This is a genomic window from Ruegeria sp. SAZA006, from assembly GCF_059613465.1.
Window position 1 is genome coordinate 292,946 of sequence record NZ_JBXWSO010000004.1, and the last position, 24,380, is coordinate 317,325.

25 protein-coding genes, 1 tRNA gene and 2 riboswitches are annotated in these 24,380 nt (G+C 66.1%); of the genes, 4 read left to right on the forward strand and 22 right to left on the reverse strand.

The window, feature by feature from the left end; all coding sequences use genetic code 11:
- Positions 1-4 precede the first annotated feature (4 nt).
- The 4 genes from AC2FNZ_RS04095 to AC2FNZ_RS04110 form a co-directional block, all read right to left on the reverse strand.
- Positions 5-1,375: a tetratricopeptide repeat protein gene (locus AC2FNZ_RS04095; RefSeq protein WP_496839613.1), complete on the reverse strand. Its 1,371-nt coding sequence runs from the start codon at positions 1,373-1,375 to the stop codon at positions 5-7.
- 180 nt (positions 1,376-1,555) lie between these two features.
- Positions 1,556-2,740 (reverse strand): CaiB/BaiF CoA transferase family protein, encoded by a 1,185-nt coding sequence (locus AC2FNZ_RS04100; RefSeq protein ID WP_496839614.1) that lies wholly within the window; start codon positions 2,738-2,740, stop codon positions 1,556-1,558.
- Positions 2,727-4,346 (reverse strand): thiamine pyrophosphate-binding protein, encoded by a 1,620-nt coding sequence (locus tag AC2FNZ_RS04105; RefSeq protein WP_496839615.1) that lies wholly within the window; start codon positions 4,344-4,346, stop codon positions 2,727-2,729. Before AC2FNZ_RS04105 ends, AC2FNZ_RS04100 begins: the two co-directional genes overlap by 14 nt.
- A 79-nt stretch (positions 4,347-4,425) precedes the next feature.
- The gene (locus AC2FNZ_RS04110; RefSeq protein ID WP_496839616.1) at positions 4,426-4,887 is read right to left on the reverse strand and encodes a DUF302 domain-containing protein; all 462 of its coding nucleotides are present in this window, start codon (positions 4,885-4,887) and stop codon (positions 4,426-4,428) included.
- A 144-nt stretch (positions 4,888-5,031) separates the two neighbouring features.
- Here AC2FNZ_RS04110 and AC2FNZ_RS04115 point away from each other — a divergent pair, with 144 nt between their 5' ends.
- The gene (locus AC2FNZ_RS04115; RefSeq protein ID WP_496839617.1) at positions 5,032-5,376 is read left to right on the forward strand and encodes a DUF1636 family protein; all 345 of its coding nucleotides are present in this window, start codon (positions 5,032-5,034) and stop codon (positions 5,374-5,376) included.
- Here AC2FNZ_RS04115 and AC2FNZ_RS04120 read toward each other — a convergent pair.
- The 9 genes from AC2FNZ_RS04120 to cbiE all read right to left on the reverse strand — a co-directional run bounded on the left by AC2FNZ_RS04120 (position 5,364) and on the right by cbiE (position 12,210).
- Positions 5,364-5,858 (reverse strand): hypothetical protein, encoded by a 495-nt coding sequence (locus AC2FNZ_RS04120; RefSeq protein WP_480725953.1) that lies wholly within the window; start codon positions 5,856-5,858, stop codon positions 5,364-5,366. The genes AC2FNZ_RS04115 and AC2FNZ_RS04120 overlap by 13 nt on opposite strands.
- Before the next feature lie 64 nt (positions 5,859-5,922).
- The gene (locus AC2FNZ_RS04125; RefSeq protein WP_496839618.1) at positions 5,923-6,621 is read right to left on the reverse strand and encodes a CbtA family protein; all 699 of its coding nucleotides are present in this window, start codon (positions 6,619-6,621) and stop codon (positions 5,923-5,925) included.
- 4 nt (positions 6,622-6,625) lie between these two features.
- A complete protein-coding gene (locus AC2FNZ_RS04130; protein ID WP_496839619.1) occupies positions 6,626-6,796 on the reverse strand; it encodes a CbtB domain-containing protein in 171 nt (56 codons plus the stop codon).
- A 36-nt stretch (positions 6,797-6,832) separates the two neighbouring features.
- A riboswitch (cobalamin riboswitch) is annotated at positions 6,833-7,041 on the reverse strand.
- Between the two features lie 43 nt (positions 7,042-7,084).
- On the reverse strand, positions 7,085-7,828 hold the full coding sequence (gene cobF, locus AC2FNZ_RS04135; protein WP_496839620.1) for a precorrin-6A synthase (deacetylating): 744 nt from the start codon (positions 7,826-7,828) through the stop codon (positions 7,085-7,087).
- Positions 7,821-8,549, reverse strand: coding sequence for a uroporphyrinogen-III C-methyltransferase (cobA, locus tag AC2FNZ_RS04140; RefSeq protein ID WP_496839621.1), 729 nt, complete (start codon positions 8,547-8,549; stop codon positions 7,821-7,823). The genes cobF and cobA overlap by 8 nt, the downstream gene beginning before the upstream one ends.
- On the reverse strand, positions 8,546-9,862 hold the full coding sequence (locus AC2FNZ_RS04145) for a cobyrinic acid a,c-diamide synthase CobB (RefSeq protein WP_496839622.1): 1,317 nt from the start codon (positions 9,860-9,862) through the stop codon (positions 8,546-8,548). The genes cobA and AC2FNZ_RS04145 overlap by 4 nt, the downstream gene beginning before the upstream one ends.
- Positions 9,855-10,649, reverse strand: coding sequence for a precorrin-4 C(11)-methyltransferase (gene cobM, locus AC2FNZ_RS04150; RefSeq protein ID WP_496839624.1), 795 nt, complete (start codon positions 10,647-10,649; stop codon positions 9,855-9,857). Before cobM ends, AC2FNZ_RS04145 begins: the two co-directional genes overlap by 8 nt.
- Positions 10,646-11,014 carry a cobalamin biosynthesis protein gene (locus tag AC2FNZ_RS04155; protein WP_496839913.1) on the reverse strand — a complete coding sequence of 123 codons (369 nt, stop codon included), beginning with the start codon at positions 11,012-11,014 and terminating at the stop codon, positions 10,646-10,648. The genes cobM and AC2FNZ_RS04155 overlap by 4 nt, the downstream gene beginning before the upstream one ends.
- Positions 11,011-12,210, reverse strand: a complete 1,200-nt coding sequence (gene cbiE / locus AC2FNZ_RS04160) for a precorrin-6y C5,15-methyltransferase (decarboxylating) subunit CbiE (RefSeq protein ID WP_496839625.1) — start codon at positions 12,208-12,210, stop codon at positions 11,011-11,013. Before cbiE ends, AC2FNZ_RS04155 begins: the two co-directional genes overlap by 4 nt.
- On the opposite strand from cbiE, the gene AC2FNZ_RS04165 reads away from it, so the two are divergent.
- Complete coding sequence (locus AC2FNZ_RS04165) at positions 12,209-12,958, forward strand: cobalt-precorrin-6A reductase (protein WP_496839626.1); 750 nt, start codon at positions 12,209-12,211, stop codon at positions 12,956-12,958. The genes cbiE and AC2FNZ_RS04165 overlap by 2 nt on opposite strands.
- On the opposite strand, the gene cobJ is transcribed toward AC2FNZ_RS04165, so the two are convergent.
- The 8 genes from cobJ to AC2FNZ_RS04205 form a co-directional block, all read right to left on the reverse strand.
- On the reverse strand, positions 12,931-13,683 hold the full coding sequence (gene cobJ, locus AC2FNZ_RS04170) for a precorrin-3B C(17)-methyltransferase (protein ID WP_496839628.1): 753 nt from the start codon (positions 13,681-13,683) through the stop codon (positions 12,931-12,933). The genes AC2FNZ_RS04165 and cobJ overlap by 28 nt on opposite strands.
- A complete protein-coding gene (locus AC2FNZ_RS04175) occupies positions 13,680-14,408 on the reverse strand; it encodes a precorrin-2 C(20)-methyltransferase (RefSeq protein WP_170587481.1) in 729 nt (242 codons plus the stop codon). Before AC2FNZ_RS04175 ends, cobJ begins: the two co-directional genes overlap by 4 nt.
- Entirely contained in the window at positions 14,405-15,034 is a 630-nt protein-coding gene (locus tag AC2FNZ_RS04180; protein ID WP_496839629.1) for a precorrin-8X methylmutase, read from the reverse strand. Before AC2FNZ_RS04180 ends, AC2FNZ_RS04175 begins: the two co-directional genes overlap by 4 nt.
- Positions 15,034-16,161, reverse strand: coding sequence for a precorrin-3B synthase (gene cobG, locus AC2FNZ_RS04185; RefSeq protein ID WP_093962594.1), 1,128 nt, complete (start codon positions 16,159-16,161; stop codon positions 15,034-15,036). The genes AC2FNZ_RS04180 and cobG overlap by 1 nt, the downstream gene beginning before the upstream one ends.
- Positions 16,158-19,451, reverse strand: coding sequence for a cobaltochelatase subunit CobN (gene cobN, locus AC2FNZ_RS04190; RefSeq protein ID WP_496839630.1), 3,294 nt, complete (start codon positions 19,449-19,451; stop codon positions 16,158-16,160). The genes cobG and cobN overlap by 4 nt, the downstream gene beginning before the upstream one ends.
- 6 nt (positions 19,452-19,457) lie before the next feature.
- A complete protein-coding gene (gene cobW, locus AC2FNZ_RS04195) occupies positions 19,458-20,513 on the reverse strand; it encodes a cobalamin biosynthesis protein CobW (protein WP_496839631.1) in 1,056 nt (351 codons plus the stop codon).
- A gap of 2 nt (positions 20,514-20,515) precedes the next feature.
- Positions 20,516-20,899: a DUF1636 family protein gene (locus AC2FNZ_RS04200; RefSeq protein WP_093962591.1), complete on the reverse strand. Its 384-nt coding sequence runs from the start codon at positions 20,897-20,899 to the stop codon at positions 20,516-20,518.
- 81 nt (positions 20,900-20,980) lie between these two features.
- Positions 20,981-21,185: riboswitch (cobalamin riboswitch) on the reverse strand.
- A gap of 72 nt (positions 21,186-21,257) precedes the next feature.
- Complete coding sequence (locus AC2FNZ_RS04205) at positions 21,258-22,133, reverse strand: LysR family transcriptional regulator (protein WP_496839632.1); 876 nt, start codon at positions 22,131-22,133, stop codon at positions 21,258-21,260.
- Between the two features lie 108 nt (positions 22,134-22,241).
- Here AC2FNZ_RS04205 and AC2FNZ_RS04210 point away from each other — a divergent pair, with 108 nt between their 5' ends.
- Positions 22,242-23,198, forward strand: coding sequence for an NAD(P)-dependent oxidoreductase (locus AC2FNZ_RS04210; protein ID WP_496839633.1), 957 nt, complete (start codon positions 22,242-22,244; stop codon positions 23,196-23,198).
- 219 nt (positions 23,199-23,417) lie between these two features.
- On the opposite strand, the gene AC2FNZ_RS04215 is transcribed toward AC2FNZ_RS04210, so the two are convergent.
- Positions 23,418-23,491 (reverse strand) — tRNA-Cys (locus AC2FNZ_RS04215).
- A 227-nt stretch (positions 23,492-23,718) separates the two neighbouring features.
- Between AC2FNZ_RS04215 and AC2FNZ_RS04220 the strand changes: the two genes are divergently transcribed.
- Complete coding sequence (locus AC2FNZ_RS04220) at positions 23,719-24,372, forward strand: protein-L-isoaspartate O-methyltransferase family protein (protein WP_496839634.1); 654 nt, start codon at positions 23,719-23,721, stop codon at positions 24,370-24,372.
- Positions 24,373-24,380 lie beyond the last annotated feature (8 nt).

Below are 24,380 nucleotides of genomic sequence, written 5' to 3' on the forward strand. Positions count from 1 at the left end.
CTTGTTATTCAGCCGGTACGCTTTGCACACCGGATTGGTCGCGGGCCGAACTGATCAGAGCGCGGCGCGCGAGAGCGTAATTGTCTTCGGTGCCGGTCCGTTTGGCCTTGCGGTCGTCCAAAATGCGCTCGACATCATCGAGGCGTCCGGCACGCAGGCCGGAATCGATCGTAATGCGTTCAAAAACATCCCTCTGGGCGTGACTGCCGCCGGCCAATTGCATCGAATTTCGCGCATTTGCAAGATGCTCGAAGGCGTGGAGATAATCGCCTTTTCCAAAGGCCTCGAGCCCTATGGCGGCGGCCAAGCCCGGGTCGGCCATGCGACGTGCCGTGTCGGTTGCGGGCTGTTGCGAGTCCTTGTGAATGCGGGCCAGCAACTTGGCGGTCGAGTCGGGCCTGTTGTCACCAGTCAGTGCCAGAAGGTAATGCAGATCGGCGAAGATCAGACAGCCGTCTTCGGTGCGGGCGGCGCTCAGGTCGGCCAGTTCTTCCCATCGGGTGCCAATGTCCACGCCTTCAAGCTCGAGCCTCGACAAAAGCGAGGTCGCATTCGAAATATCGCGATAGTCATCTGTTTTGTCCTGGCGAATCTCGTGGTCGTACAGATCAAGCACGTGGTCGATCTGACCCAGATCCAGATGCATCAACGCCTTGTGCCACCACACGTGATAGCGAAAGTTGTTGCAGTGGGACCAGGCAGCCTCGCGCCCGGCCAGCCAGTCCAGGCCGGATTGCGCATTGCCCGTCATTTCGTGGACGTGAGCGACTGCGTGCAGGCCCCACGCGTCGTCCGAAACCATCCACAGAGCCTGACGCCCTGCGATCTCGGCCTTTTCATAGGCACCGGTTTCTTCCAACGCAAAGGAATGGCACCCAAGCAGGTATCCACGACCGGGGTGATCAGGCGCATAAGCTGGCAGAACCCGTTCGATCGAGCGTCGCATCCCTGCGGAGTCACCTAACACGAACCGGGTCGCGTGGCTGAGCTTCATGGCCAGCGTGTCCTCGGGGTGAGTGCGCAGAATTGCCTCGAAAGTTTGTACGGCGCGGGTGGGTTGGCCTGCCAGCCAGTGATCCAGGGCCTCAAGATACAGTGTCTCGCGGGCTGAAATCGGCTGCTCAGCGGCCGCACTATTTGCCGTGGCGGCGGCCTGATGGGCGACCTCCATCATTTCCTTGCGCCCCAACAGAACCATGAAAAGCCCCTTGATGGCATGTCCAAGCGCAAAGCCCGGTTCAAGCTCAAGCACCTTGCCCAGATGCTGAGGTGTGACCGCTGCGTGAGCCATGAAACCAAGCAGAACACCATTCCACGCTTCGGCGCTGTCCGGGTGGGTCAGGGTGTTCATCTGTCCGAAAACATCTTGCTGCATGCTTGGGTCCAATCTGGTTGCAAAAACTCACACTCTTGGACTTAGCAGAGTGTGCAGACGGGACGTAACAGTATCGGGCCTGCTCTCGAATTGGTGAAAGCTTGTGTTCGCAAAAAGCGAAAAAAATCGCCGATTCAATGACATGTTTCAGCGACTTGCCGCCGAAAAAGGCAGAGTGTTTCAATCCTCGAAGGGGTTTTCCGCGTTCAGAACCGCTTGCGTGTCAGCGCCGAACTCGGGCGGAGCAGAGCGGTAGGTCACCGGGCTGCGGGACAACTTCAATGGATTCCCGATCAGACGCACCGGGCCGGGCCGGGCTGGCATATTCACTTGCATCCCCCGCGCGGCCACTTGGTCCGAGGCAAAGACCTGATCCAGCGTCTGAACCGGGCCGACCGGCACTTTCAACGCCTCAAGGCCATCGATGACGGCCTTGGTCTTCAGCCGCTGCAGCGCGGGCCGCAGAACGGCGTTCAATGCATCGCGATGTTCCAGCCGGGCCGGGTTGGTGGCGAACCGTGCATCGTGGGGCAGGTGACCCAGATTCAGAAAGCCACAGAAGCGCCGGAACTGGCTGTCATTTCCCACGGCCAGAATGGCGTGGCCATCGGCGGTTTCATAAACATCATAGGGCACGATGTTGGGGTGCCCATTGCCGCGCCGTAGTGGCACCTGGCCCGAGGTCAGATAGTTCACGCCCTCGTTGATCAGCCACGCGATCTGGCTGTCGACCAGTGCGATGTCGATCTGCTGGCCTTCGCCGGTCTGATCCCGGTGGCGCAGCGCCGCCAGAATGCCGACGGTCGCGTACATGCCGCACATCACGTCGGCGATGCCCACGCCCACCTTCATCGGAGCTCCGTCCGGCTCACCGGTCAGCGACATGATCCCGCCATAGCCCTGCGCCATCAGGTCATAGCCCGGCTTAGCTGCGTTCGGACCGGTCTGGCCGTATCCCGAGATCGAACAGTAGATCAGCCCCGGAAAGTCCCGCGAGAGGGTTTCATGGTCCAGCCCGTATTTGGCCAGCCCGCCAGGTTTGAAGTTTTCGATGAGGATGTCGGCATGGGATGCCAGCCGACGGATTTGTGCCTGCCCTTCGGGCGTGGCGATATCGATGGCGACGGACTTCTTGTTGCGGTTCGCGGCCATGAAATAGGCGCTCAAGTCGGTCGGGTTGCCATCCGCATCGGTGACATAGGGCGGCCCCCATTGGCGGGTGTCGTCGCCACCGGTTGCCGGGTTTTCCACCTTGATCACGCTGGCGCCCAGATCGCCCAGCAGCTGCGTGCAGGTCGGCCCGGCCAGAATGCGCGACAGATCCAGAACCTTGACGCCCTTCAGCGGCCCTTCAGATACAGCCATCATAGCCTCCGCGGTCGATCTCGGCGGCGATCACGGTGAACGTGTCGGCGGCCATCGCGGCCTTCAGCGCCGCGCGCAGTTCGGCGCGGTTGCGCACGGTGTGGCCGTGGCCGCCGAACGCCCGGCCCATCGCTGCAAAGTCATGCCGGTCGAAATCGACGCCCCGATTGCCCATCTGGCGCTGGCGCTGTTTCAGCTCGATCAGCGCCAGGCTGGCATCGACAAAGACCAGAAAGATCGGGTTTCCACCCATTTCTGCGGCGGTCGACAACTCACCGGCCACCATCAGGAATCCGGCATCGCCGGAAAAGCTGATTACCGGGCGGTCGGGTTCGGCCAGTTTCAGGCCAATCGCCATCGGAACAGCGCAACCCATCGTGCACAGCGCCGAAGACTGGATCAGGTCGCGCGGCTCCAGGCACTGCCACATCTGGCTAAGGAGGATGCGGTGCGCGCCGCTGTCTGCGGTGGCCAGTGTTTCAGGGGGCAGGGTGTCGCGGGCCTCGGCGATCACGGCGGCGGGGCCCCAGTCGTCATCGGGGGGAAAGGCCGACGCCAGCGCTGCCTTGACCTGCGCCGGTTGGCCTTGGGGCCAGGTCGGTCGGGCGGGGTTGCCCTTGGCGATCGCCTCGAGCGTGGCGCCGGTATCGGCCACCAGGTTCAGCCCCGCCTGGTGCATGTAGTGGTCATTCACCACGGCCGAGATGTCGATCACCCGTTTCTCGTCCGGGTCCCAGATCTCGCGCCAGCCGGGGCGCATTTCGATCGGGTCGTAGCCCAGGCACAGGATCAGGTCGGCCTGTTCGACCAACGGTACAAGCTGCGTGTCGGCAAGGGGCGACAGGCCCGCGCCACCTAGGCACAGCGGGTGATCCTCGGGCACCACGCCCTTGGCCTTGTAGGTCGTGACGAACGGGATGCCGAAATGTTCCAGAAACGCGCGCACCACGCTGCGCGAGTCGTCATACAGCACGTCCAGCCCGATGATCGCCAGCGGACGCTCGGCCTCGGCCACCCAGCGGCGGGCCTTCTCGAGGCATGTGCCCTCGGGTGCGACGCGGGCGGCCCGGGTCAGCCGTCGGCGCTTGGCGACCGACACCCGTGTATCGGCGACCGAGATCGGTACGTCGATATGCACCGGCCCCGGTCGCGGCTGCGTGGCAAGCGACACGGCCTTGTCGGCGATGATGTCGGCGCCCTTGGCCGTCAGGGTGAACGTACCCTTGGTGATCGAGCGATAGACCTGCGCATGATCCATGACCTGATGGGTGTAGGTCAGCGCCTCGTCGGCATCGACGCAGCCGGTCAGCACGATCATCGGCACCCGGTCCTGCAGCGCGTTGGCCACGACATTGATGCCGTTCATGGCCCCAGGACCCAGAGTCGCAACCAGAATCGCCGGCGCGCCATCGCGGTGATGCACCGCCTCGGCCATGAATCCGGCCGAGTTTTCGTGCTTGGTCAGGTGAAAGGTGATCCCGGCCTGTTCCAGCGCATCGACCAGGGTCAACACCTCGCCTCCGGGCATGCCGAAGGCGTGGCGGCACCCGGCCTCGTACAGCCGTTGCGCCAAAAGGTCCGCAGCGCGGGGGGACAGGTCCTGCATCGAACAAGCTCCGTAAGTTCCGTTGCGCAGCAGATTGCGGAGGTTCCGGGCCGGCGCAAGCCGCATCACGTCAGTGTGACTATTTGACAGCCAAATCGGCGATGGCGGCGAATTTGGCGTCCAACTCTGCGGCGATCGCGGGCAAGGTGTCGGAGCCTCCGGTGTAGGGGGCAAAGACAAGGCTGGGTGTCTTGTAGGACAGCGTCGCGGTCCCGTCCTCGTTTTCCGTGACGTACAGGCGGATCGGCGCCTCGATCATCGCGGGCACCGATTGTTCCAGAACCCGCACCGCGTAGTCGTTGTTGAAGACGCCGATCACCCGGTTGCCCGGAATGGTGATGCCGCGCGCGGCGGCGGCCTTGGTCGGACCGGCCTGGGTGACCACGGCCATCCCGTTCGCCTTGACCGCTGCGATCGTGTCGGCCACCAGCGCGTCATGGGTCTTGGTCGTCGGGTGGACGGCCCAACCCGGCCGGGGTTCGATATCGGCCGCCAGCGCGGGAAGCGCCAGCAGGCCGAGGAAAAACACAAGATGTTTCATCGCGGGCTCTCCAAGTCATGGGTGGCCCGAGTCTTCCCGAAATCCCGGCTGCGTACAGTCACAATATCGTGGGCGGCGGGCTTGCGCCGGGGGTGCGAAACCCGCACAAGCGACAGTGTGAAACGGAAAAGGCAGGCGAGGGGCATGCGTGTTTTGATCTGCAGCAGCTGCGCGGGCGAGCGCGACCAGCCGGCCGAGCGACAGGCGGTATTGGGCGCCCTGCGCGCTGCGGGGCTGGACGGGCAGGTCGAGATCGCCGAGCACGCCTGTTTCAGCGGTTGCGACGAGCCGACCGTGGTGGCGATGCAGGGGGAAAGCCTGGCGTCTTACGTGTTTTCAGGGATCGATCCGGTTGCCGATGCCAATGACATTGCGGCGACCTGTCGGACCATTCTGAACAGCCCGAACGGCTGGATCGAAGACGCCCGGCCGTGCGGGCGGCTTCGCTTGTGTCTGCGGGCGCGGATCCCCGCGTTTCAGTCCACCTGAACCGTGACGGACGCGCTGACCGGCACCCCATCCACGGCCAGCGGGCTGTGGCTGTTGGCGTTCAGCGAGACCTCGATGGTGGCTTCGCCCTTGGGCAGGTCTGGGATGTGCATCCAGTTGCCATAAAGCCGCGCCAGCTTGACGCCGTTCACATAGACATGCGCATGGCCTTCGCCGGGCTTGTCCGTCAATGAGGCATTCTCAGGCGAGAAGCGGAAGTTTTTTGGCATCACATGCAGGTTCCAACCCGCCATCGGGTCGGGGGTGACGGCGATCTCCAGCCCCGGCGCGTCCGGTCCGGCGGGCAGGTTGATGGCGGTGCTATGGTCATGGGCCATGGCCTCGACGTGGTGGCCGCCATGTTGAGCGGGGTCGGAATGGTCGTGGCCGTCGAAGGTGACGCCGTTGGCTGCAGCCAGCACGAACCCGGCACCCCCGCCAAAGACCAGACCGATCGCAAAAAGAGCAAGCGAGCGTGTCATCTTGTTTCCTTGAAAAGCAAATGACCCGCCGGTTGGGCGCCGGCGGGTCGTGGGATTTTGGGGATCAGGCCGCGGCTTCGACGCGCTTGCCCTCACTTTGCCAGAAATACCCGGCAAACGAACCCAGCAGCACCCAGGCCGCAAGGCCCACTCCGAAGGCGCGTGCGGCGAACAGGGCCCCGATCTCGGTCGGAACCGGCCCGGTGAACACGTCGGGTTCCGGCGCGCCGATCAGGTGCGGGGCCAGCAACAGCACGGCCGCACCCAGATAGCTGACGATGTTACCACCAAAGGCGATCAGCCACATGGCCACACCAGCAGTCGCGACGGTTGCCCACCACCAGATCTGCCGCGCAAACACATCGGCTGCGGCAACGCCCGGAACCTCGGGGGCCAGGGTGAAGCCCGGCGCCAGGTGAAAGGCGATGAAACCGGCAAGGCCCCACAGCACGCCCGTGCGCCCGTCAACCGGGTGGCCCTGGGCTTCGGCCAGCGACATCAGGGCGACCAGAACCAGCGCATAGCCGGTATAGGTCAGCATCGTGAACACCACGCTCAGCCCGTCGCGGGTCAGGTCCGAGAACATGCCCGGCAGCTCGGGATGGGCCGAGACGGCTTCGGCTCCGAAATGCACCAGCTCTCCGGATTCATACAGTTCAGCATGCAGCAATACGGGCTGCACGAATACCAACTGCAGCAGGGCGACGATCAACCCGGCTGCAGCACCAGCGAACAACGCGCTGGTCAGAATGCGACTGAACATTGGTTTAGTGGCAGGGGAAGCCGGTTGCGTGGCGCACGTCATGCGCGGCGTCATGCAGCGCCGATGCCTGAACGTGACCCGCCAGAGTGATGATCCCCAGGCCCAGGGCTGCCGCGAACACTGCCGAAAGAATGCCAGCGCGTGCCATTGATGCGGTTTGCGTTTGTGTCGTCATTTTCTGTCCTCCTGTGCCGCCGCACCCGACGGCCGGTGTTTCATTGTTCGCCTGGCAGGTCTCCTGGCTTGCGGGTCAGCGCCTCTGTTCGCCTTCCCCCCGAACGGATCGGGAGTGGCTGGTTGAACAGGGCTCACCGCTTACAGTCGCGGGGGCGGCTTTGGATTTGACCTGCGCGCAGGCCGCACCAAATTCCCTCTTAGCATCCGGATGTCTCCGGCAGGACCAGACCCGTCCATTTAGACGTGAATGCCGCTGTGGCGCAATCGCCATTTGCGACCTTTCGCATCAATTCCCGCGCTTTTTCAGAATGTAGATGTCCATGATCCACCCGTGCCGGGCGCGGGCCTCGGCGCGGGTGCGGAGAATCTCGTCGGCCACATTCGCCAGCGGACCTTTGATCAGGATCTGCTCGGACATACCCACGTACGCCCCCCACCAGATGTCAAAATCGGCCATGTCCAAAGTCTGGAACGAACATTCGCCATCGAGCATCACCGCAACCGTATCCGCATCGCTGGGCCAACCCTCGTCGCGGAGGCGCCGGCCGGTGGTGACCAGATAGGGCGCGCCGATCTCGTTGATCGGCATGGCATGGGCCGCCGTCAGCGCCTGCAGCGCCGTGATGCCGGGGATCACCTTGGTGTTCGGCTGCGGGTCCAGCCGCGCCGCGATTCGCAGCGAGCTGTCATAGAGCGACGGGTCGCCCCAGATCAGCAGGGCGACGGTGCGCGCCTCGGGGTGCCGGGCCATCGCCTCCTGCCAGCGTAGGGCGATTGCGTCGTGCCATTCATCCACGCCGCGCAGGTAGCCATCCTGCGACCGGCGTTCGGGGATGTCGAAATAGGCGATTTGGGGCGGTGTGTCGGTGACCTTGCGGATGATTTCCTCGCGCACGCCGGCCAGATCGGCCTTGTTGGCGCCCTTGCGCGGGATCAGGATCAGATCGGCCGTGCGGATCGCCTGCGCGCCCTGAAAGGTCACGTGGTCTGGGTTGCCGGTACCGATCCCGATCAAGACCAGATCAATCATCGTCGCTCTCCGCCAGCGGACCATAAAGGATCAGCGCCGGCGCGGTACCGATCTCGGAGCCCAGGCGCTCGGCCAGGGCACCGACGGTGGACCGGTGCAGCGATTGCTCTGGCGTCGAGACCGACTCGGCCATCAGCGCAGGGGTATCCAGCGGCAGCCCATGCGCGTGCAGCGCCTGCGCCAGCAGGGGAAAGGTGCGTTTGCCCATGAACACCACCGTCGTCGCGCCCGGGTCGGCCAGCGCGGGCAGGTTCAGATCCTCGGGCAGCTTGCCGCTGACATCGTGGCCGGTGACGAATTGCACCCGCCGCGCGGTCAGCCGGCGGGTCAGCGGGATGCCCGCCGCCGCAGCCGCCGCAATGGCCGAGGGGATGCCCGGTATGATCTCGTATGCGATGCCGGCGGCGCGCAGGGCCACCAGCTCCTCCTCGAGCCGCCCGAACAGGCCGCCATCGCCCGACTTCAGCCGCACGATCCTTTGGCCGGTCTGGGCGTACTCCACCAGCAGGCGGCTGACATGGTCCTGCTTGGGCGAGGGCCGCCCGGCGCGCTTGCCCACGCCCACAAGGTCGGCGTCCTTGCGCGCATGGCTCAGGATCGGCCCGCTGCTGAGGTCGTCGAACAGAACCGCGTCGGCCTTTTGCAGCCGGTCCACGGCCTTGAGGGTCAACAACTCCGGGTCGCCGGGGCCGGAGCCGATGAAGGAAACGAAACCGCTCATGCGCTGGCCTCTGCGATCAGATGGAAGAACGTACCGGTGACATGCCCGCGGCGCGATCCGGTCTGTGGGCCTTCGGCACCTTCGGCGTCAAAAACCCGTGCCAGGGGCGCATCGGGCTGCTCGACGATCGAGGAATAGTGGAACTCGTGCCCTCGCAGCGCGGTCCCGGCCGAGAACCCGGGCATGTCGGCCAGCAACTCGGCCCGGCGATAGCCGAGGTTGAATTTGCGCTTCTCGTACGAAGTGACGAGGCCCAGCAGCCCGGCCATCCGGTGGCGGGTGCCGTCCTTGTCGATCAGCCCTTCGCCCAGGGCCATGTAGCCACCGCATTCGCCATGCACGGGCCGCGTTTCAGCATGTTTGCGCAAGCCGGTCAGGAACCGCTCTGCCGCAGCCAGGGTTCCGGCGTGCAGTTCGGGGTACCCGCCGGGCAACCAGACCAGATCGGCATCCGGGGCCGGCGCCTCGTCCGCCAGCGGAGAAAACGGCGGGATCTCGGCCCCGGCCGCCCGCCAGCCTTCCAGAAGATGCGGATAGGTAAAGGAAAACGCCGCGTCTTGGGCCAGCGCGATCCGTTGCGCCGGAGGGTGCGGCAGCGCGGCCGACGACGGCCCCGCGGGGCCCGACGAGGCCGCCTGCTTGATCGACTCCAGGTCCACATGCTCGCGCAGAAAGGCCGCGTAGCCGGCAATTGCGCTTTCCAGATCGGGGTGCTCGACCGCTTGGATCAAACCCAGATGCCGCTCGGGCAGGGTCAGGTCGCCGCGCCGGGGCAGCACGCCCAGAACCGGCAGGCCCGCGCGCTCCATCCCCAGACGGGTCAGGCGTTCGTGGCGCGGGCTGGCGCAGCGGTTCAGAATCACGCCGGCAAAGGGCAGGTCGGGGTTGTACATCCGGAACCCCAGCGCCGTTGCGGCGGCCGATTGCGCCTGACCGCCCACATCCAACACCAGAACCACCGGCCAGCCCATGCGCAGCGCGGTCTCGGCGCTGGACCCATGGCCCAGCTCTCCCGGCTTGGCGACCCCGTCGAACAGGCCCATTGACCCTTCGGCCACCACGATGTCGGCGCCTTTGGCCTGCGCCGCAATCGCGCCCAGCAACGGCGCGCCCATAGCCCAACTGTCCAGGTTGAACGAGGCTCGCCCTGCCGCCGCCCGGTGAAAGGCCGGATCGATGTAGTCGGGACCGCTCTTGAAGGGCTGCACCGTCAGCCCGTCCTCGGCCAGCGCGCGCAACAGGCCCAGCATCACAGTGGTCTTGCCCGTCCCCGAGGATGGGGCCGAAATCAGCAGTCCTGGCGGGTTAGTCATCGCCGTGACTCCAGCTTGACCACGGGCTGTCGGCGCTTTGCGGGCGATAGCGACGGTCATAAGTCTTGGAATACAGACAGCTTTCGTCGAAGCCTTCACCGGCCAGCGCCGGCCCGACCAGGATCAGCGCGGTGCGCGAGATGCTCTCGTCCAGCGAGTCCTTCAACGTGCCCAGCTTGGCGCGAATGATCCGCTCGTCCGGCCAGCTTGCGCGGTACACCACGGCCACGGGGCAATCGGCGCCGTAGGCGGGGGTCAGGTCGGCCACCACCTTGTCCAGATTGCCGATCGACAGGTGGATGGCCAGCGTCGCGCCGGTGCGGGCGAAGTTTTCCAGCGTTTCGCCCTCGGGCATGGACGAGGCGCGCCCCGGGGTCCGCGTCAGCACCACCGATTGCACCAGCCCGGGCAGGGTCAGCTCGGTGCCCAAAGCGGCTGCGGCGGCGGCAAAGGACGGAACGCCGGGGGTCACGCTGACGGGAATACCCATCTGTTTCAGGCGCCGGATCTGTTCGCCCATCGCCGACCAGACCGACAGGTCGCCCGAATGCAGGCGGGCCACGTCCTGACCGGCATCATGGGCGGTTTTGATTTCAGCCATGATCTGATCCAGATCCATCGGCGCGGTGTTCAAGATGCGCGCGCCTTCGGGGCAGTGGGCCAGGATCTCCTCGGGCACAAGCGACCCGGCATACAGGCACACCGGGCAAGCGGCGATGATGTCGCGTCCGCGCAGGGTCAGAAGGTCGGCGGCGCCTGGTCCGGCGCCGATGAAATGAACGGTCATGTCTGTCCTCCGATGGCGACCGCGCAGGTGGCAAGCCGGTCGTCCGAGATCTGTCGGGGTGAAAGCAGCCGCGCGCCCGGTCCGGCGGCGGCAAGGGCGGAAGCTTCGGCCACGCTGCCGGTGCCATGACTGGCGCGGCTGCGGGGCGAGCAGGTGAGGGTGCGTTGCCCGGCCAGATCGGTCGGGTTCACAAAATGCAGGGGCAGGGCGCAGGCGGCGGCAAATTCGGCCAGCGCCGGGTGGCCGGCCTTGTCGGCGGCGGTGGCCAGCGCGTCCACTGCCTGTCCGGCAGTGGCGCGGTCGAACGCGGCACGCAGGCTGGCGCTGGTCGCGGTGGACGAAAACCCAAGCCCGGCCACGATCATAGGGTCACGCTCCACTGAACGACCGGATAGGCCGATTTCCAGCTACGCCGGGGGCCGAGTTCGCCGGCTTGCGCCAGTTCGATCCGCAGCAGGTCGCCGCCCAGCTTGGTGTGCCATTGGCTCAGCAACGCCTCGCTTTCCAGCGTCACGGCATTGGCCACCAGTCGGATGCCCGAGGGCAGGTTGGAGGCAAGCCAGTCCAGCAGTGCGTCGCTCAGCCCACCGCCGATGAACACCACGTCAGGCAAGGGCAGGCCGTCCAGCGCATCGGGCGCCCGGCCATGGATGACCTGCAACTGATCTTGTCCCAGCGCGTCGGCATTGGCGCGGATGCGCGCGGCGCGGTCGGCGCGCGGCTCGATCGTGGTGGCAGTCAGGGACGGGTCGCACATGAGCCACTCGATGCCGATCGATCCGCTGCCGCCGCCGATGTCCCACAGATGCTGACCCCGCGCAGGCGCCAGCGCCGACAGGGTCAGCGCGCGCACCGGCCGTTTGGTGATCTGCCCGTCGGTTTCGAAAATCTCGTCGGGTTTGCCCGAGGCCAAGGGCAGCGGACGCCCGCCGCCCGAAACCTCGAGCGCAACGCAGACCGGATGCTCGAACGCGCCCAGCAAGGCTTCGGTCAGGGACATGCTGCGCGCGCGTTCCCGAGGGCCGCCGAGAGCCTCCATCACGTGCAGGGTCGTATCGCCGAACCCGGTCTCGGTCAGATAGCGGGCCAACTCGGTCACCGCGGCCCCGTCGCGCAGCAGGACGATGGCGCGCAGGCCTTGCGACAGATGCGGACGCAGGCGGGTCAGGGGCGCGGCGTGCAGGCCGAAGGTGGCAGTGCTTTCCAACGGCCAGCCCAACCGCGCGGCCGCCAGCGAAAAGGTCGACTGCCCCGGCCGTGCCACCCAGTCTTCGGGGGCGAAATTGCGGGCGATTACCGACCCGGCGCCAAACCAGAACGGATCACCCGAGGCCAGAACCACCGTGCGCCGACCCTTCAGCCCCTGAAGGATGGGCAACCCGTCGGCGAAAGGCACTGGCCATGCGATGCGTTCGGCGCCGGTTTCGGGAACCAGTGACAGGTGCCGCAGCGGGCCCATGACCACCTCGGCGCGCTCCAGCTCTTGACGGCTTGCGGCCGACAGGCCATCCAGTCCATCCTCGCCCAGGCCCAGAATGGTCAGCCACGGAGTTTCAGACATGCCCAACCTCCTGATCCTTGGCGGCACGACCGAGGCCAACGCATTGGCCCGCGCCGTGGCGGATTTGGGTGTGGCGGCAACCTATTCCTATGCGGGCCGGGTCGACAACCCGCGGCCGCAACCGCTGTCCACCCGCGTGGGTGGCTTTGGCGGGGCCGAAGGGTTGGCGCGTCACATCCGCGACACCGGTGTGACCCATGTGATCGACGCCACCCATCCCTTTGCCGCGCAGATGAGCCGCAACGCCATCAACGCCTGCCAGCAGACGCATACGCCGTTGGCCGCGTTGACCCGCGCGGAATGGACGGCCGCGCCCGGCGACCGGTGGCAGTGCGTACCCGACATCGCCAGCGCCGTTGCCGCGCTGGCCGGGACGCCGCGCCGGGTGTTCCTTGCGGTGGGGCGCATGCATCTTGAGGATTTCGCGGCACAGCCCCAGCATCACTATCTTCTGCGGCTGGTCGATGAACCCGGCGCGCTGCCTTTTGCCGATTGCGAGGTCGTCGTGTCGCGCGGGCCGTTTACCGTTCAGGACGACACGGCGTTGATGCGCCGGCACCGAACCGAACTGGTGGTGTCCAAGAACGCCGGCGGCACCGGCGCGCGCGCCAAGCTGGATGCCGCGCGGGCGCTGGGCATCCCGGTGCTGATGATCGACCGGCCCAGGCTGCCCCGCCGGGTCGAGTTGACAAGCGTGCCGCAGGTTCTGGACTGGCTGGCTCATTCCGGCGTGGACCTTGGCGTATAGACGATGGGGCCGATGGGACGGTCGATGACGCGGGTCAGCGACGAGCCGACGATCACCACCGTCTGCATGTCGGCCATGTCGGGCGTTGCCTCAGCCAGGATCGCGATGCGGATCGCCTCGTCTGGGCGCGATACGGCGCGGGCGAACAGGATCAGGCGCTCGGGCTCGCATTCCTGCCGCAGGATTTCCAGCGTCTTTACAAAACCTTCGGGCCGCGACTTCGAGCGCGGATTGTAGAAGGCCATCGCGAAATCGGCCTGCGCGGCCAGCCGCAGGCGTTTCTCGATCACGGCCCATGGCTTGAGATTGTCGCTGAGGTTGATGGCGCAGAAATCATGGCCCAGAGGCGCGCCCGCCCGGGCTGCAGCGGCCAGCATGGCGGTGATACCGGGCAGAACCTCGACAGGGATCTCGCGCCAGGTGTCGGGGCCGTTTTCCAGCGCCTCGAACACGGCGGCGGCCATGGCAAACACGCCCGGATCGCCCGACGAGACCACGACCACCCGCTTGCCCTCGGCCGCCATGCGCAGCGCGTGCTGCGAGCGGTCGATCTCGACCCGGTTGTCGCTGGCGTGCAGGGTCAGGCCCGGCCGTTCGGCCACCCGCGCAACGTAGGGAATATAGCCCACCACATCGGTCGCCTCGGCCAAGGCGGCGGTCACCTCGGGGGTCACCAGCGCCTCGTTTCCGGGGCCAAGCCCGGCGATCTTGACCCAGCCGCTCATGGCCGCCGCCCCTGTCCGTGCACGATGATGATCGAGAAATAAGGCGTGACCTCGGTGCAGGCGTCGCTCAGTTTGCGAACGGTCTGGTTGGGCATCTGCGCGTATTCCACGATCCAGGCCCGGTCAAACAGGCCCGCCGTTTTCAGCGCGCGTTTTACCTTGTCGATGTTGCGGCCGATCTTCATCACCACCAGCGCGTCGGTGCGCGCCATGCGGTCGGCCAGAACCTCTTCGGGCAGGGTGCCCATCAGCACCGTGAGGATGTCGTCGCCCCAGGTGATCGGATCGCCCGAGGCCGTCCACGCGCCCGACATGCCGGTGATCGCAGGCACCACTTCGACGGGCACCACGTCGCGCAGGCGGCTGTAGAGATGCATGAACGAGCCGTAGAAGAACGGGTCTCCCTCGCACAGCACCACCACGTCCTCGCCCTGATCGGCCAGTTCTTTCAAGCGCGCGGTGCAGTGTTCGTAGAACTCGGCCAGCAGTGCGTTGTAGCGCGGATCGGTGACCGGGATCTCGGTCGTGACCGGGTATTCCATGGGAAACTCGACCGCATCGTCGCGGATCATCCCGTTCACGATCTTGCGCGCCTGCCCGGTTCGGCCGGGTTTGCGGAAATAGGCCACGTGTTTTGCGCCGCGCAACAGGCGGTCGGCCCGGACGCTCATCAAATCGGGATCGCCCGGGCCGAGGCCCACGCCATAGATCGTGCCCATGGTCATTCCGCCCGGCTTGCGATGGCGTTGACCGCGGCGACGGTGATGGCGCTGCCGCCCAGCCGGCCCTTGACGATGCAGCTGGGCACGGGCTGGGCCTCCCACAGGGCGTCCTTGGATTCGACCGCGCCGACAAAGCCCACGGGGCAGCCGATGATCGCGGCGGGGCGGGGGCAGTCGGGGTCCTCGAGCATGTTCAGCAGGTGAAACAGCGCCGTGGGCGCGTTGCCGATGGCCACCAGCGCGCCCTCCAGATGCGGGCGCCACAGTTCCAGCGCCGCGGCCGAGCGGGTATTGCCCATCTTCTCGGCCAGAGGGCGCACGCGCTCGTCATGCAGGGTGCAGATGACCTGATTGTCGGCGGGCAGGCGAAAGCGGGTGACGCCTTCGGACACCATCCGCGCGTCGCACAGGATCGGCGCGCCGTTTTCCAGCGCGGTGCGGGCGGTGCGCACGAAGCCGGCCGAGAAATGGATGAACTCTTCCAGCCCGACCATCCCGGCGGCATGGATCATGCGGACGGCGACCTGCTCTTCATCCGGATCAAAGCGGGCCAGATCGGCCTCGGACCGGATCGTGGCGAAGGATTGCTTGTAGATCGCCGCGCCGTCGGTTTCGTATTCATAGGGCATCAGGTCAGGTCCATGGTCTTCAGTGTTTCGGGGTCCAGCCCGCGCTGGAGGGGCTCATCCCCCGCGCGGCCGTGTTTTACAAGATCAAATCGCCCGTCACGGCCCACCAGCGTCAGATCGGCCGCGCCCATGCGTGCGCAGCCCTTGGCGCAGCCCGAGACATGCAGGCTGCCGGACACACGCGGGGCCAAAGCGCGGGCGATGGCGCGGGTCTCGGCGTGCGCCTGCGGGCAGAATGGCGCGCCGGGGCAGGCGTCGGTGGTCAACAGAGGGTCGGCGCCGTCCGTGACGAAGGCCGGGGCCGGGAGCGCCGCCCCGCCTTCCAGCAGGAACAGCCGCCAGGGCGTGACGCGCAGGGCGGTCGCGCCCGAGACTTCGACCAGCGCGCGCAGATCGGCGGCGGGCAGTTGCCCGAAGGCCGCGCCGTAGATCGGGCCGATTACACTTTTGCCGGGTTGTAGCGCCGGTGCCGTGGGGCCGGGGGCGTGGCCTTGCCATTCTTCGGGCAGGGCCTGCGTCGCGATCAGGCGGGCCATGCGGCGGGTGTCGGGGGTGAAGCGCTCGGCAAACCACCGGGCCAGGTCGATGGCGCGATCGATCGCCTCATCTTCGGTCACCAAACGGCCGGTCTCGGCCCCGTCGGCGCGCAGGATCAGGCCCGAAGCTCCCCGCTCCAACCGGATATCGGCCGAGTCCCCGGCTAGCAGCCGTGCCTCGCCGGTATCCACCGCAAAACCGAACTTGGCGGGCAGGGCGGGCAGATCGCCCAGCCGGTCGATCAATGCCTGTGTCAGGCGTGCGGTCGGGTCACCCGGTTGATACAGCGGAGCCACAAGGATGTTGCGCCGGGTCTCGATGCCCGGTTCGGCGTCCAGCAGGTTCAGCGCCGACAACTCGGCCAGCAGTGGCTGGTGATCGTCTTCGGCCACGCCGCGTAGTTGCAGGTTGGCGCGGTTGGTCAGGTCGATGGTGCCGTTACCGAAGCGCAGGGCCAGATCGCACAGCCCCAGCGTCTGCGCGGCGCTTAGCCGGGCCAGACGCGGGCGCACCCGTACCACCAACCCGTCGCCGGACATCATCGGGCGGTGGGCTCCGGGGCACCAGCCCTGAACGACCGGGGCGCTCATCCCAACCCCTCCAGATCGGCGCGGATCGAGTTGCGGCGGGTGTTCCACAACCCGGCCTCATAAAGTGCGCGGAACCTGTCCTGCATGGCCTGATGGGCCTGCGGGTTGGCTTGCTGCAAAAACGCCTCCACCACGGGGTTGCCCAGGGTGGCATCGTGGTAGAGGTCGAACAAATGCGGGGCGACGCTGCCTGACAGATGTGCGAACGAGGCCATGTGATCCAGCGTCGCCGCGATCTCGGCCGCGCCGCGGAAACCGTGGCGCCGCATCCCGGCGATCCAGTCGGGATTGGCGGCGCGGGCGTGGACCACGCGACTGATTTCTTCAGGCAAGGTGCGCGCGTGGGGCGTTTCAGGGCGGGTATTGTCCAGATGATACAACTGCGCCTGCCCGCCGGTCAGCTTTTTGGCAGCGGCAAATCCGGCCTCATGCGTGGCATAGTCGTTCGCTAGCAAAAGGTCGGTTTCAGTCAGGTCCTGCAGGTGCACGAAACTGTCGGCCTGCGCCACGCGCTGGGTGATCCCGTCGGGGTCGTGTGCGATGTGCTGGCCCTCGAAGGCAAAGGCGCTGGCGTCCAGCCAGGCCTGACCGGCCTGCGCGCGGGCCTCGTCGGTATAGGTCTCCGACAGGTGGGTCATGTTCAGCCCGTAGCTGCCCGGCGCCGGGCCATAGACGCGGGCGGCGGGGGGGTGGCCGGCGTAGGGGTTCCAGTCTGGCGCCTCGTCGCGCTCGGACAGCGCCCGGACCGCCTGACCGAACAGGGCCGACAGGGTCGGGAACACGTCGCGGAACAGGCCCGAGACGCGCAAGGTCACGTCCAGCCGCGGGCGCTCCAGGTCAGTGATCGGAAGAACCTCGATCCCGCTCACGCGCTCCGACCCCGGATCCCAGACCGGTTTGACGCCCAGCAGGTGCAGCGTCATGGCGAATTCCTCGCCCGCCGTGCGCATCGTGGCCGAGCCCCACAGATCGACGATCAGGCCCTTGGGGTAATCGCCTTCCTCCTGCAGGTGGCGGCGCACAAGCTCTTCGGCCAGTTTCACGCCCTGCGCATAGGCCGCGCGGGTGGGGACGGAGCGCGGATCGGTGGTGAACAGGTTGCGGCCCGTGGGCAGCACGTCGGTGCGCCCGCGATAGGGTGAGCCCGACGGGCCGGCCTCGATCCGCTTGCCGGCCAACGCGTCCAGCAGGGCTGCGCGTTCGGCCTGCGCCGAGGCGGCGGTGTCGAAATTGCCGGCGACCTGCGGCGCGCGGCCAAAGACATGCAGGCCGTCGCCGAACTGGCTTTCCTTGATGTCGCAGACGAAGCGGTCGATGCGGGTGATCGCCTCGGCGGTGCTGGTGGCCTGATCCAGCCCCAGATCGGACTCGAGCCCGATGGCCTGCGCCTCATCCCGGATATCAGCTTGCAGCCGGTCGCGCCGCTTGGGGTCCAGCCCGTCTGCGTTCGAGAACTCGTCCAGCAGTGATTCCAGCCGCACCATGCGGTCGGGCGTGCTGCTCTGTTTCATCGGCGGCGGGATGTGGCCCAGCGTGACGGCCCCGATCCGGCGCTTGGCCTGCGCGGCCTCGCCCGGGTCGTTCACGATGAACGGGTAGATCACCGGCAGATCGCCGATCAGCGCCTCGGGCCAGCATTCCGCCGAGAGCGCCACCGATTTGCCCGGCAGCCATTCCAGCGTGCCATGGGCGCCGATATGGATCAGCGCATCCGCGCCCAACCCGTGCCGAAGCCACAGGTAGAAGGCCACATAGCCGTGCCGGGGCGTGCGCGACAGGTCGTGATATTCGTCGTCGCGCAGTTCGGGCGTGCCGCGTTCGGGCTGCAGCGCCACCAGTGCCTTGCCGCGCCGCAAGGCGGTGAAGTGGAAGGCTCCATCGGCGCAGGTCGGGTCGTCCTCGGGGGCGCCCCAGACGGTTTCCAAATCGGCGCGCAACGCCTCGGGCAGTTGTGCCTGCGCCGCGCGGTAGGCCGAGACCGGCCAGGAAATCCGGGCGTCCAGCAGAGTCTCGGCAATCGGTTCGGCGGGGGCGGTGTCATACCCCGCGCCCTGCAGGTCGGACAGCATCGCCTCGGCCGAGGCCAGCGCGTCCAGCCCCACCGCATGGGCCATCTGCCAGTCCTTGCCGGGATAGGTGGACAGGACCAGCGCGGGCACCTGTTGCGCCTTTGGTTTCTCGGCCAGGTCCACCCAGGCCATCGCCCGGTCGACGATGGCGGTGATCCGGTCGGGCTCGGGCCGGTGGGCAAAGCGGGAATATTCCAGATGCGGGTCGCGCTTGCCCGGTTCCTTGAACGAGGCGACACCGGCCGAGATGCGCCCGTCCACTTCGGGCAGCACCACATGCATGGCCAGATCGGCAGGCGACAGGCCGCGTTCGGCCTCGGCCCACGCCTTGCGGCGCGAAGTGGCCAGCGCGACCTGAAACACCGGCACGCCCGCCACGTCCAAGGGCGATGTGCCCGACGCGCCTTTGCCCGAAAACGAGGTGGCATTGATGATCGCCGAGGGCGTCATCGCGGGGATATTCTCGGCCAGCCATTGCGCCGCCGCAGGCACCTTGAGCGAGGGTGCGAATAGCCCCACCGCCTGATGACCCCGCGCGCGGATTTCCCGGATCAGCGCCGCGACCGGCGCGGTATCGGCTGAGGTCAGGTAGGCGCGGTAGAAGGTTATGATGATGCGCCGACCTTCGCCCGTGAATGCGTCCTCGGGTGCGATCACACCGCGATCCGGGCACCACGCGCCGCAATCGGGCAGGGTCTTGGCCCCCATCACCGGCCCGGCATAGAGCCCCGCCGCCAGCGCCATCTGCGCCAGAGCCGCCTGGGCTGCCACTTCGCCGCCGGTGTCGCACAGATGCGCCAGCCGCCGCAGGGTCGAGACCGGCAGGGTGGAATAGTCGTCCAGCCGCGTATCCTCGCGCCCGTCGGCGGGCAGCACGGCCAGCGCGATGCCCTTGGCCTGCGCCAGCGCCAGCACCTGTTGCAACCCGTAGGACCAATAGGGCACGCCGCCGATCAGCCGGATCAGGATGCCCTTGGCGCCCTGAAGCGTCTGTTCGACATAGGTATCGACCGACAGCGGATGTTTCAGCGCCGTCAGGTTGGCCAGCCGCAACGAGGGCATCCGCCCCTCGGGCCCGCCGCCGCGATGCCAGCCGGCCGCGAAAGCACCCAGATCGCTGTCCGAAAAGGACAGCACCACCAGATCCGCCGGGCTCTGGCCCAGATCGGTCGGGGTCTCGGTTTCCTCGAGCCCGTGGCTTTCGCGGAAGACGACGTGCATCGGTGCTTACTCGGCGGCCTCGGTGACGCCCGTCAGGATGCTGCGGATCGCGGATTCGTCGATGTCGTCATGCTCGGCGATGACCACAAGGCGCGAGCGGCGCTCCTCGTCCGGTTTCCACGGGCGGTCATACTGGTGCCGGACCCGCGCGCCGACCGCCTGAACCAGCAGGCGCATCGGCTTGCCCTGAACGGCGGCATAGCCCTTGACCCGCAGGATGTTCAGTTCGTTCGCCAGACGTTCGATATTGGCGACCAGCTGCGCCGGGTCGGTCTGTTCGGGCAGTTCGACTACGATGCTTTCGAAGTCGTCATGTTCATGGTCGTCATGGCCGTCGTGATGCGAGGGGCGGGCGTCCATGTCGTCTTCGGCTGCGGCCTCCAGCCCCAGCACCACGCGCACGTCCACCGTACCCTCGGCCACTTCGACCACGGGCAGGGGGCGGGGCGCCTCGGAGGCGATGACCTCGCGCGCCTTGGCCACGCCTTCGGGGCCGGCCAGGTCGGGCTTGGTCAGCAGGATGATGTCGGCGCACGAGATCTGATCTTCGAACACTTCGGACAGGGGCGTTTCGTGGTCGATCGAGTCATCGGCCATGCGCTGGGCGTCCACCGCCTCGACATTGGGCGCGAAGCGGCCTGCGGCCACGGCCTCGGCATCGGCCAGCGCGATCACGCCGTCCACTGTGATCTTGGAACGGATATCGGGCCAGTCGAACGCCTTGAGAAGCGGTTTCGGCAGGGCCAGACCGCTGGTTTCGATCAGGATGTGATCGGGACGCGGGTCCAGCGCCATCAGCGCCTCGATCGTGGGGATGAAGTCATCGGCCACGGTGCAGCAGATGCAGCCATTGGCCAGTTCCATGATGTTCTCCGCCGGGCAATCGGGGATGGCGCAGCTTTTCAGGATTTCGCCATCGACGCCCACATCGCCGAATTCGTTGACGACCACCGCCAGCCGCTTGCCCTGCGGGTTCTGCATCAGGTGGCGGATCAGCGTGGTCTTGCCCGAGCCGAGAAAGCCGGTGATGACGGTGACGGGAAGTTTTTCGAGGGTGCTCATGCTCAGGCTCCAATCGGGGGAATGCGGGCGGCGCAGTTCTTGCGGAAATGTTCAGGGCGGTCGCGCCATTTCACAAGGCCATCATCGGCGGCCAGGTACTTGGTGGCGCCTTCGACGATGATCTCGACATGGTCGGATTCGTTGAGGTTCTCATAGACGAAGGTCCAGCGCGACGGCCCGCCGCGCAGAACGATCGAGCAGCCCTGATCGCAGTTCGACAGGCATTCGACCGGCTTCAGAGTGATGCCTTCGGGCAGGTCGGCGGCGGCCAGCGCCTTGTGCAGCAGCGTGCCGGGGCGCTGGGCGTCGTCCTCGATGGGCAGCCCGCGTCGGCAGGTGGTGCAGACCAGCAGCTCGACTGGTGTGGTCTCGGTCACGTCTCTCATCCCCATCACTCGGTTGTCGGGGGACGGGGTATGCGCGGGCCACGTTGCGGACATGGGCCCGACACCGGAACACCCCGTCCGGTTTGTCTTCGGGCGTTGGCAGGTCTCCCGGCTTGCGGATGTCAGAGCGGTGCTCTGTCGGATGTCCCGCCTTCCCGGCCTGCGGCCAGTGGCATTTGGGCACCCTCTCCGTTCACGGTCGCGGGGGCGGCTGCGTTTGACGGAAAACCGCTGACGCATTCCCTTTTCATCTGCTTGCACAGACACCAACGCAAGCGACATGCGGTACGGGCAGGGGGGTTGTCAAGCGCGCAGGGGCAAGTGCTTTGCGTCGGATCGAAAAAGCGACTTGCCGGGGTCAATCCGCGGCATCACCGGCCAATCGGTCGCGCAACCACGCGAGGAACAACTGGGCGGGGATGGACGGAGGCGCCGCGCTGACGCTGCGGATCAGGTAGTGCGACTGGGCAAAGGGAATCGCTGGCCCCGCAACCCGCATCGGCGTGCCCTGCGCGATGGCGTTGAGCGCGAACCGCTCCAGAACGGTGGCATAGCCCGCGCCGGCCATCACCAGTTGCAGCGCCGTGACGGTCGTATCCGCCGAATGGCGCGCGGGGCGGTCGGGCAGGTCGATGCTCGTGGCCTCGGCGTACCGCGCCCAGTTGTCCTCGTACCCCAGAATGTGGATCAACGGGCCGTTGCGCAGATCTGGCGCCGTGTCCTGCGCCCGGCAGACGGGCACCAGCCGTTCCGAGCACAGCCGGTCCGCCGCAACACCGGGCCAGTCGCCATGGCCCAGCCGGATTTCCACGTCCACATCGGCAGGCGCGGCCGAGTCGTTCCAGATGTGCGACACCAGCCGCACCGGGATCTCGGGGTGCTGCGCGCTGAACGCGGGCAGCTCGGCCGCGATCCAGTAGGTCATCGACGATATCGCCGCCCGGATGGTCAGCGCCTGCCGCGAGGCGGGGCCGAACAGGCTGTTGGTGGACAGTGCGATATCCGACAACGCCCGGCGCACGGTCAGCGCGTAGGACTGGCCCAGCTCGGTCAGCGACAGGTGTCGTGCGTTGCGGGCAAAAAGCGGCTGCCCGAGGTCCGCCTCGAGCGAGCGGATATGCAGCGACACCGCCGTTTGCGTCAGGCCCAGTTCCTGCGCGGCGGTTGTGAAATTCAGGTGGCGGGCAGCGGCCTCGAAGCTGCGCAACCACGCCGGATTGGGCAGGCGGTCCATTCAGCACCAAAATTTTTTGCATCTAAACTGACTTTTTATTCGTTTCTTTTGTCGGTGGGCAACGGAAATACTCGGGCCAACGAAATTGCGCCTGCAGGAGGGCAGAACATGAAGGTCGGGTTCATCGGTTTGGGCAATGTGGGGGGCAAGCTGTCGGGGTCGCTGCTGCGCAACGGTATCGACCTGACGGTATACGACCTTAACCCCGATCTTGTGGCGGAGTTCTCCGCCAAGGGCGCTAAGGCCGGTGAAAGCCCGGCGCAGATGATGCGCGATTGCGATGCGGTCATCACCTGCCTGCCGTCGCCCGCTGCCTCGGACGCGGTGATGCAGCAGATGCTGCCCGAGGTGACCCGCGGCAAGATCTGGATGGAGATGTCCACCACTGACGAGGCCGAGGTCAAACGCCTGGGGACCATGGTGATCGAGCGCGGCGGGGCGGCGGTGGACTGCCCGGTTTCGGGCGGGTGCCACCGGGCGGCCACGGGCAATATCTCGATCTTCGCGGGCTGTGACCGGGCAACGTTCGAGCGGATTCTGCCGTTCCTGACGACGATGGGCCGGCGCATTCTGCATACCGGCGATCTGGGCACGGCCTCGGTTCTGAAGGTGCTGACCAACTATCTGGCCACTGCCAACCTGATTACCTGCGCCGAGGCGCTGGTGACCGCCAAGGCCGCCGGGATGGACCTGAACACGACCTACGAGGCGATCAAGATCTCGTCCGGCACGTCCTTCGTGCATGAGACCGAAAGCCAGGTGATCCTGAACGGCTCGCGCGATATTTCCTTCACCATGGATCTGGTGAAAAAGGATATCGGCCTGTTCCAGGAGGTCGCCGACCGCGCCGGCGTGCCGTTGGAGATGAACCCCCTGATGATCAAGATATTCGACGACGCCATTGCCCGCTATGGCGAGCGCGAGCTGTCGCCCAACATCATTCGGCGGCTCGAGGATGCAACCGGGCTGAGCATTACCGCGCCCGGTTTTCCGGCCGAGATGCAGGACGATGAACCGGAAGAGCCGGGGTACGAGGTGATTCCGCAAGGTAGAAGCGCGGTCTGATCGGACGGTCAGCGCAAACGCGCGGTTTCGGAGGTGTCTTGCATGGATCGAGTGCGTAGGTGGTGCCCCTGCGCTGACATAACCCTTGCCCGATTGTTACTGGTTAGCTCGGCTCCGCTAACCATCTCCGCACGTATTTTGGCGTTTCGTATCAACATTCTGTTCCAGTCGATTATTATTAGGACCAGAGAACAGCGATGCAGTGCGAGGCAAGAAAGTTGGAGGCGAGTACCGGAATCGAACCGGTGTACACGGATTTGCAATCCGCTGCGTCACCACTCCGCCAACTCGCCTTTTCAAGCAATTTCAATTACTTGACGTGGTGCAGACGCGGTTCTAGCAGCTTTCCAGAACAACGTCCAGAGGGTTGCTGAAAATTCCGCCGGCCATGGCGTTGGATGGTCGGTCAGCGTAGTGGCAACTTTTGTCGCGGCCTGCAATTTTTGCCGGGCTGGCCGTTGCCGGGCGGGATCGGATGTGGCAAAAGCCGAGCAACCATGGGAAATATACGAGCGGTCACATGACGGATTTCGCAGCCCGACGCCACACGATGGTAGACACTCAGGTCAGGCCCTCTGATGTCACCAAATTCCCGATCATCGATTCAATGCTGAAGGTCCAGCGCGAGAACTTCGTGCCGGATGCCAGTCGCGAAGTGGCCTATGCTGGCGACCTGATCGATCTGGGAAACGGGCGCTGCCTGCTGGAGCCGAGGACTCTGTCGAAGATGCTGGATGCATTGAATATTTCGAATGACGAGGTGGTTCTGGATATCGCCCCGGCGTTCGGATACTCGACCGCCGTCGCCGCGAACATGGCGCAGCTTGTGGTGGGCGTCGAGGATGACGAGGCCAACGCAGCCGACGCGCAGTCCCGCCTGATGGAGGCGGATATCGACAACGCGATCATTCATGTCGGACCTTTGGAGCAGGGGGCGGCCGAGCATGGCCCCTATGATGTCATCATCATCCAGGGCGGTGTGGAACGTCTGCCCGATGCCCTGCTCGATCAACTGAAAGATCATGGCCGCATCGCTTGCCTGTTCGTCGAAGGCAACCTGGGCACCGTTCGCATTGGTCGAAAGTCCGATGGGCGGGTGACATGGCGTCATGGCTTCAACGCAAACGCCCCGGTACTGCCGGCGTTTTCGGCCGAGTGTGCATTTTCGCTATAGTCGATCAG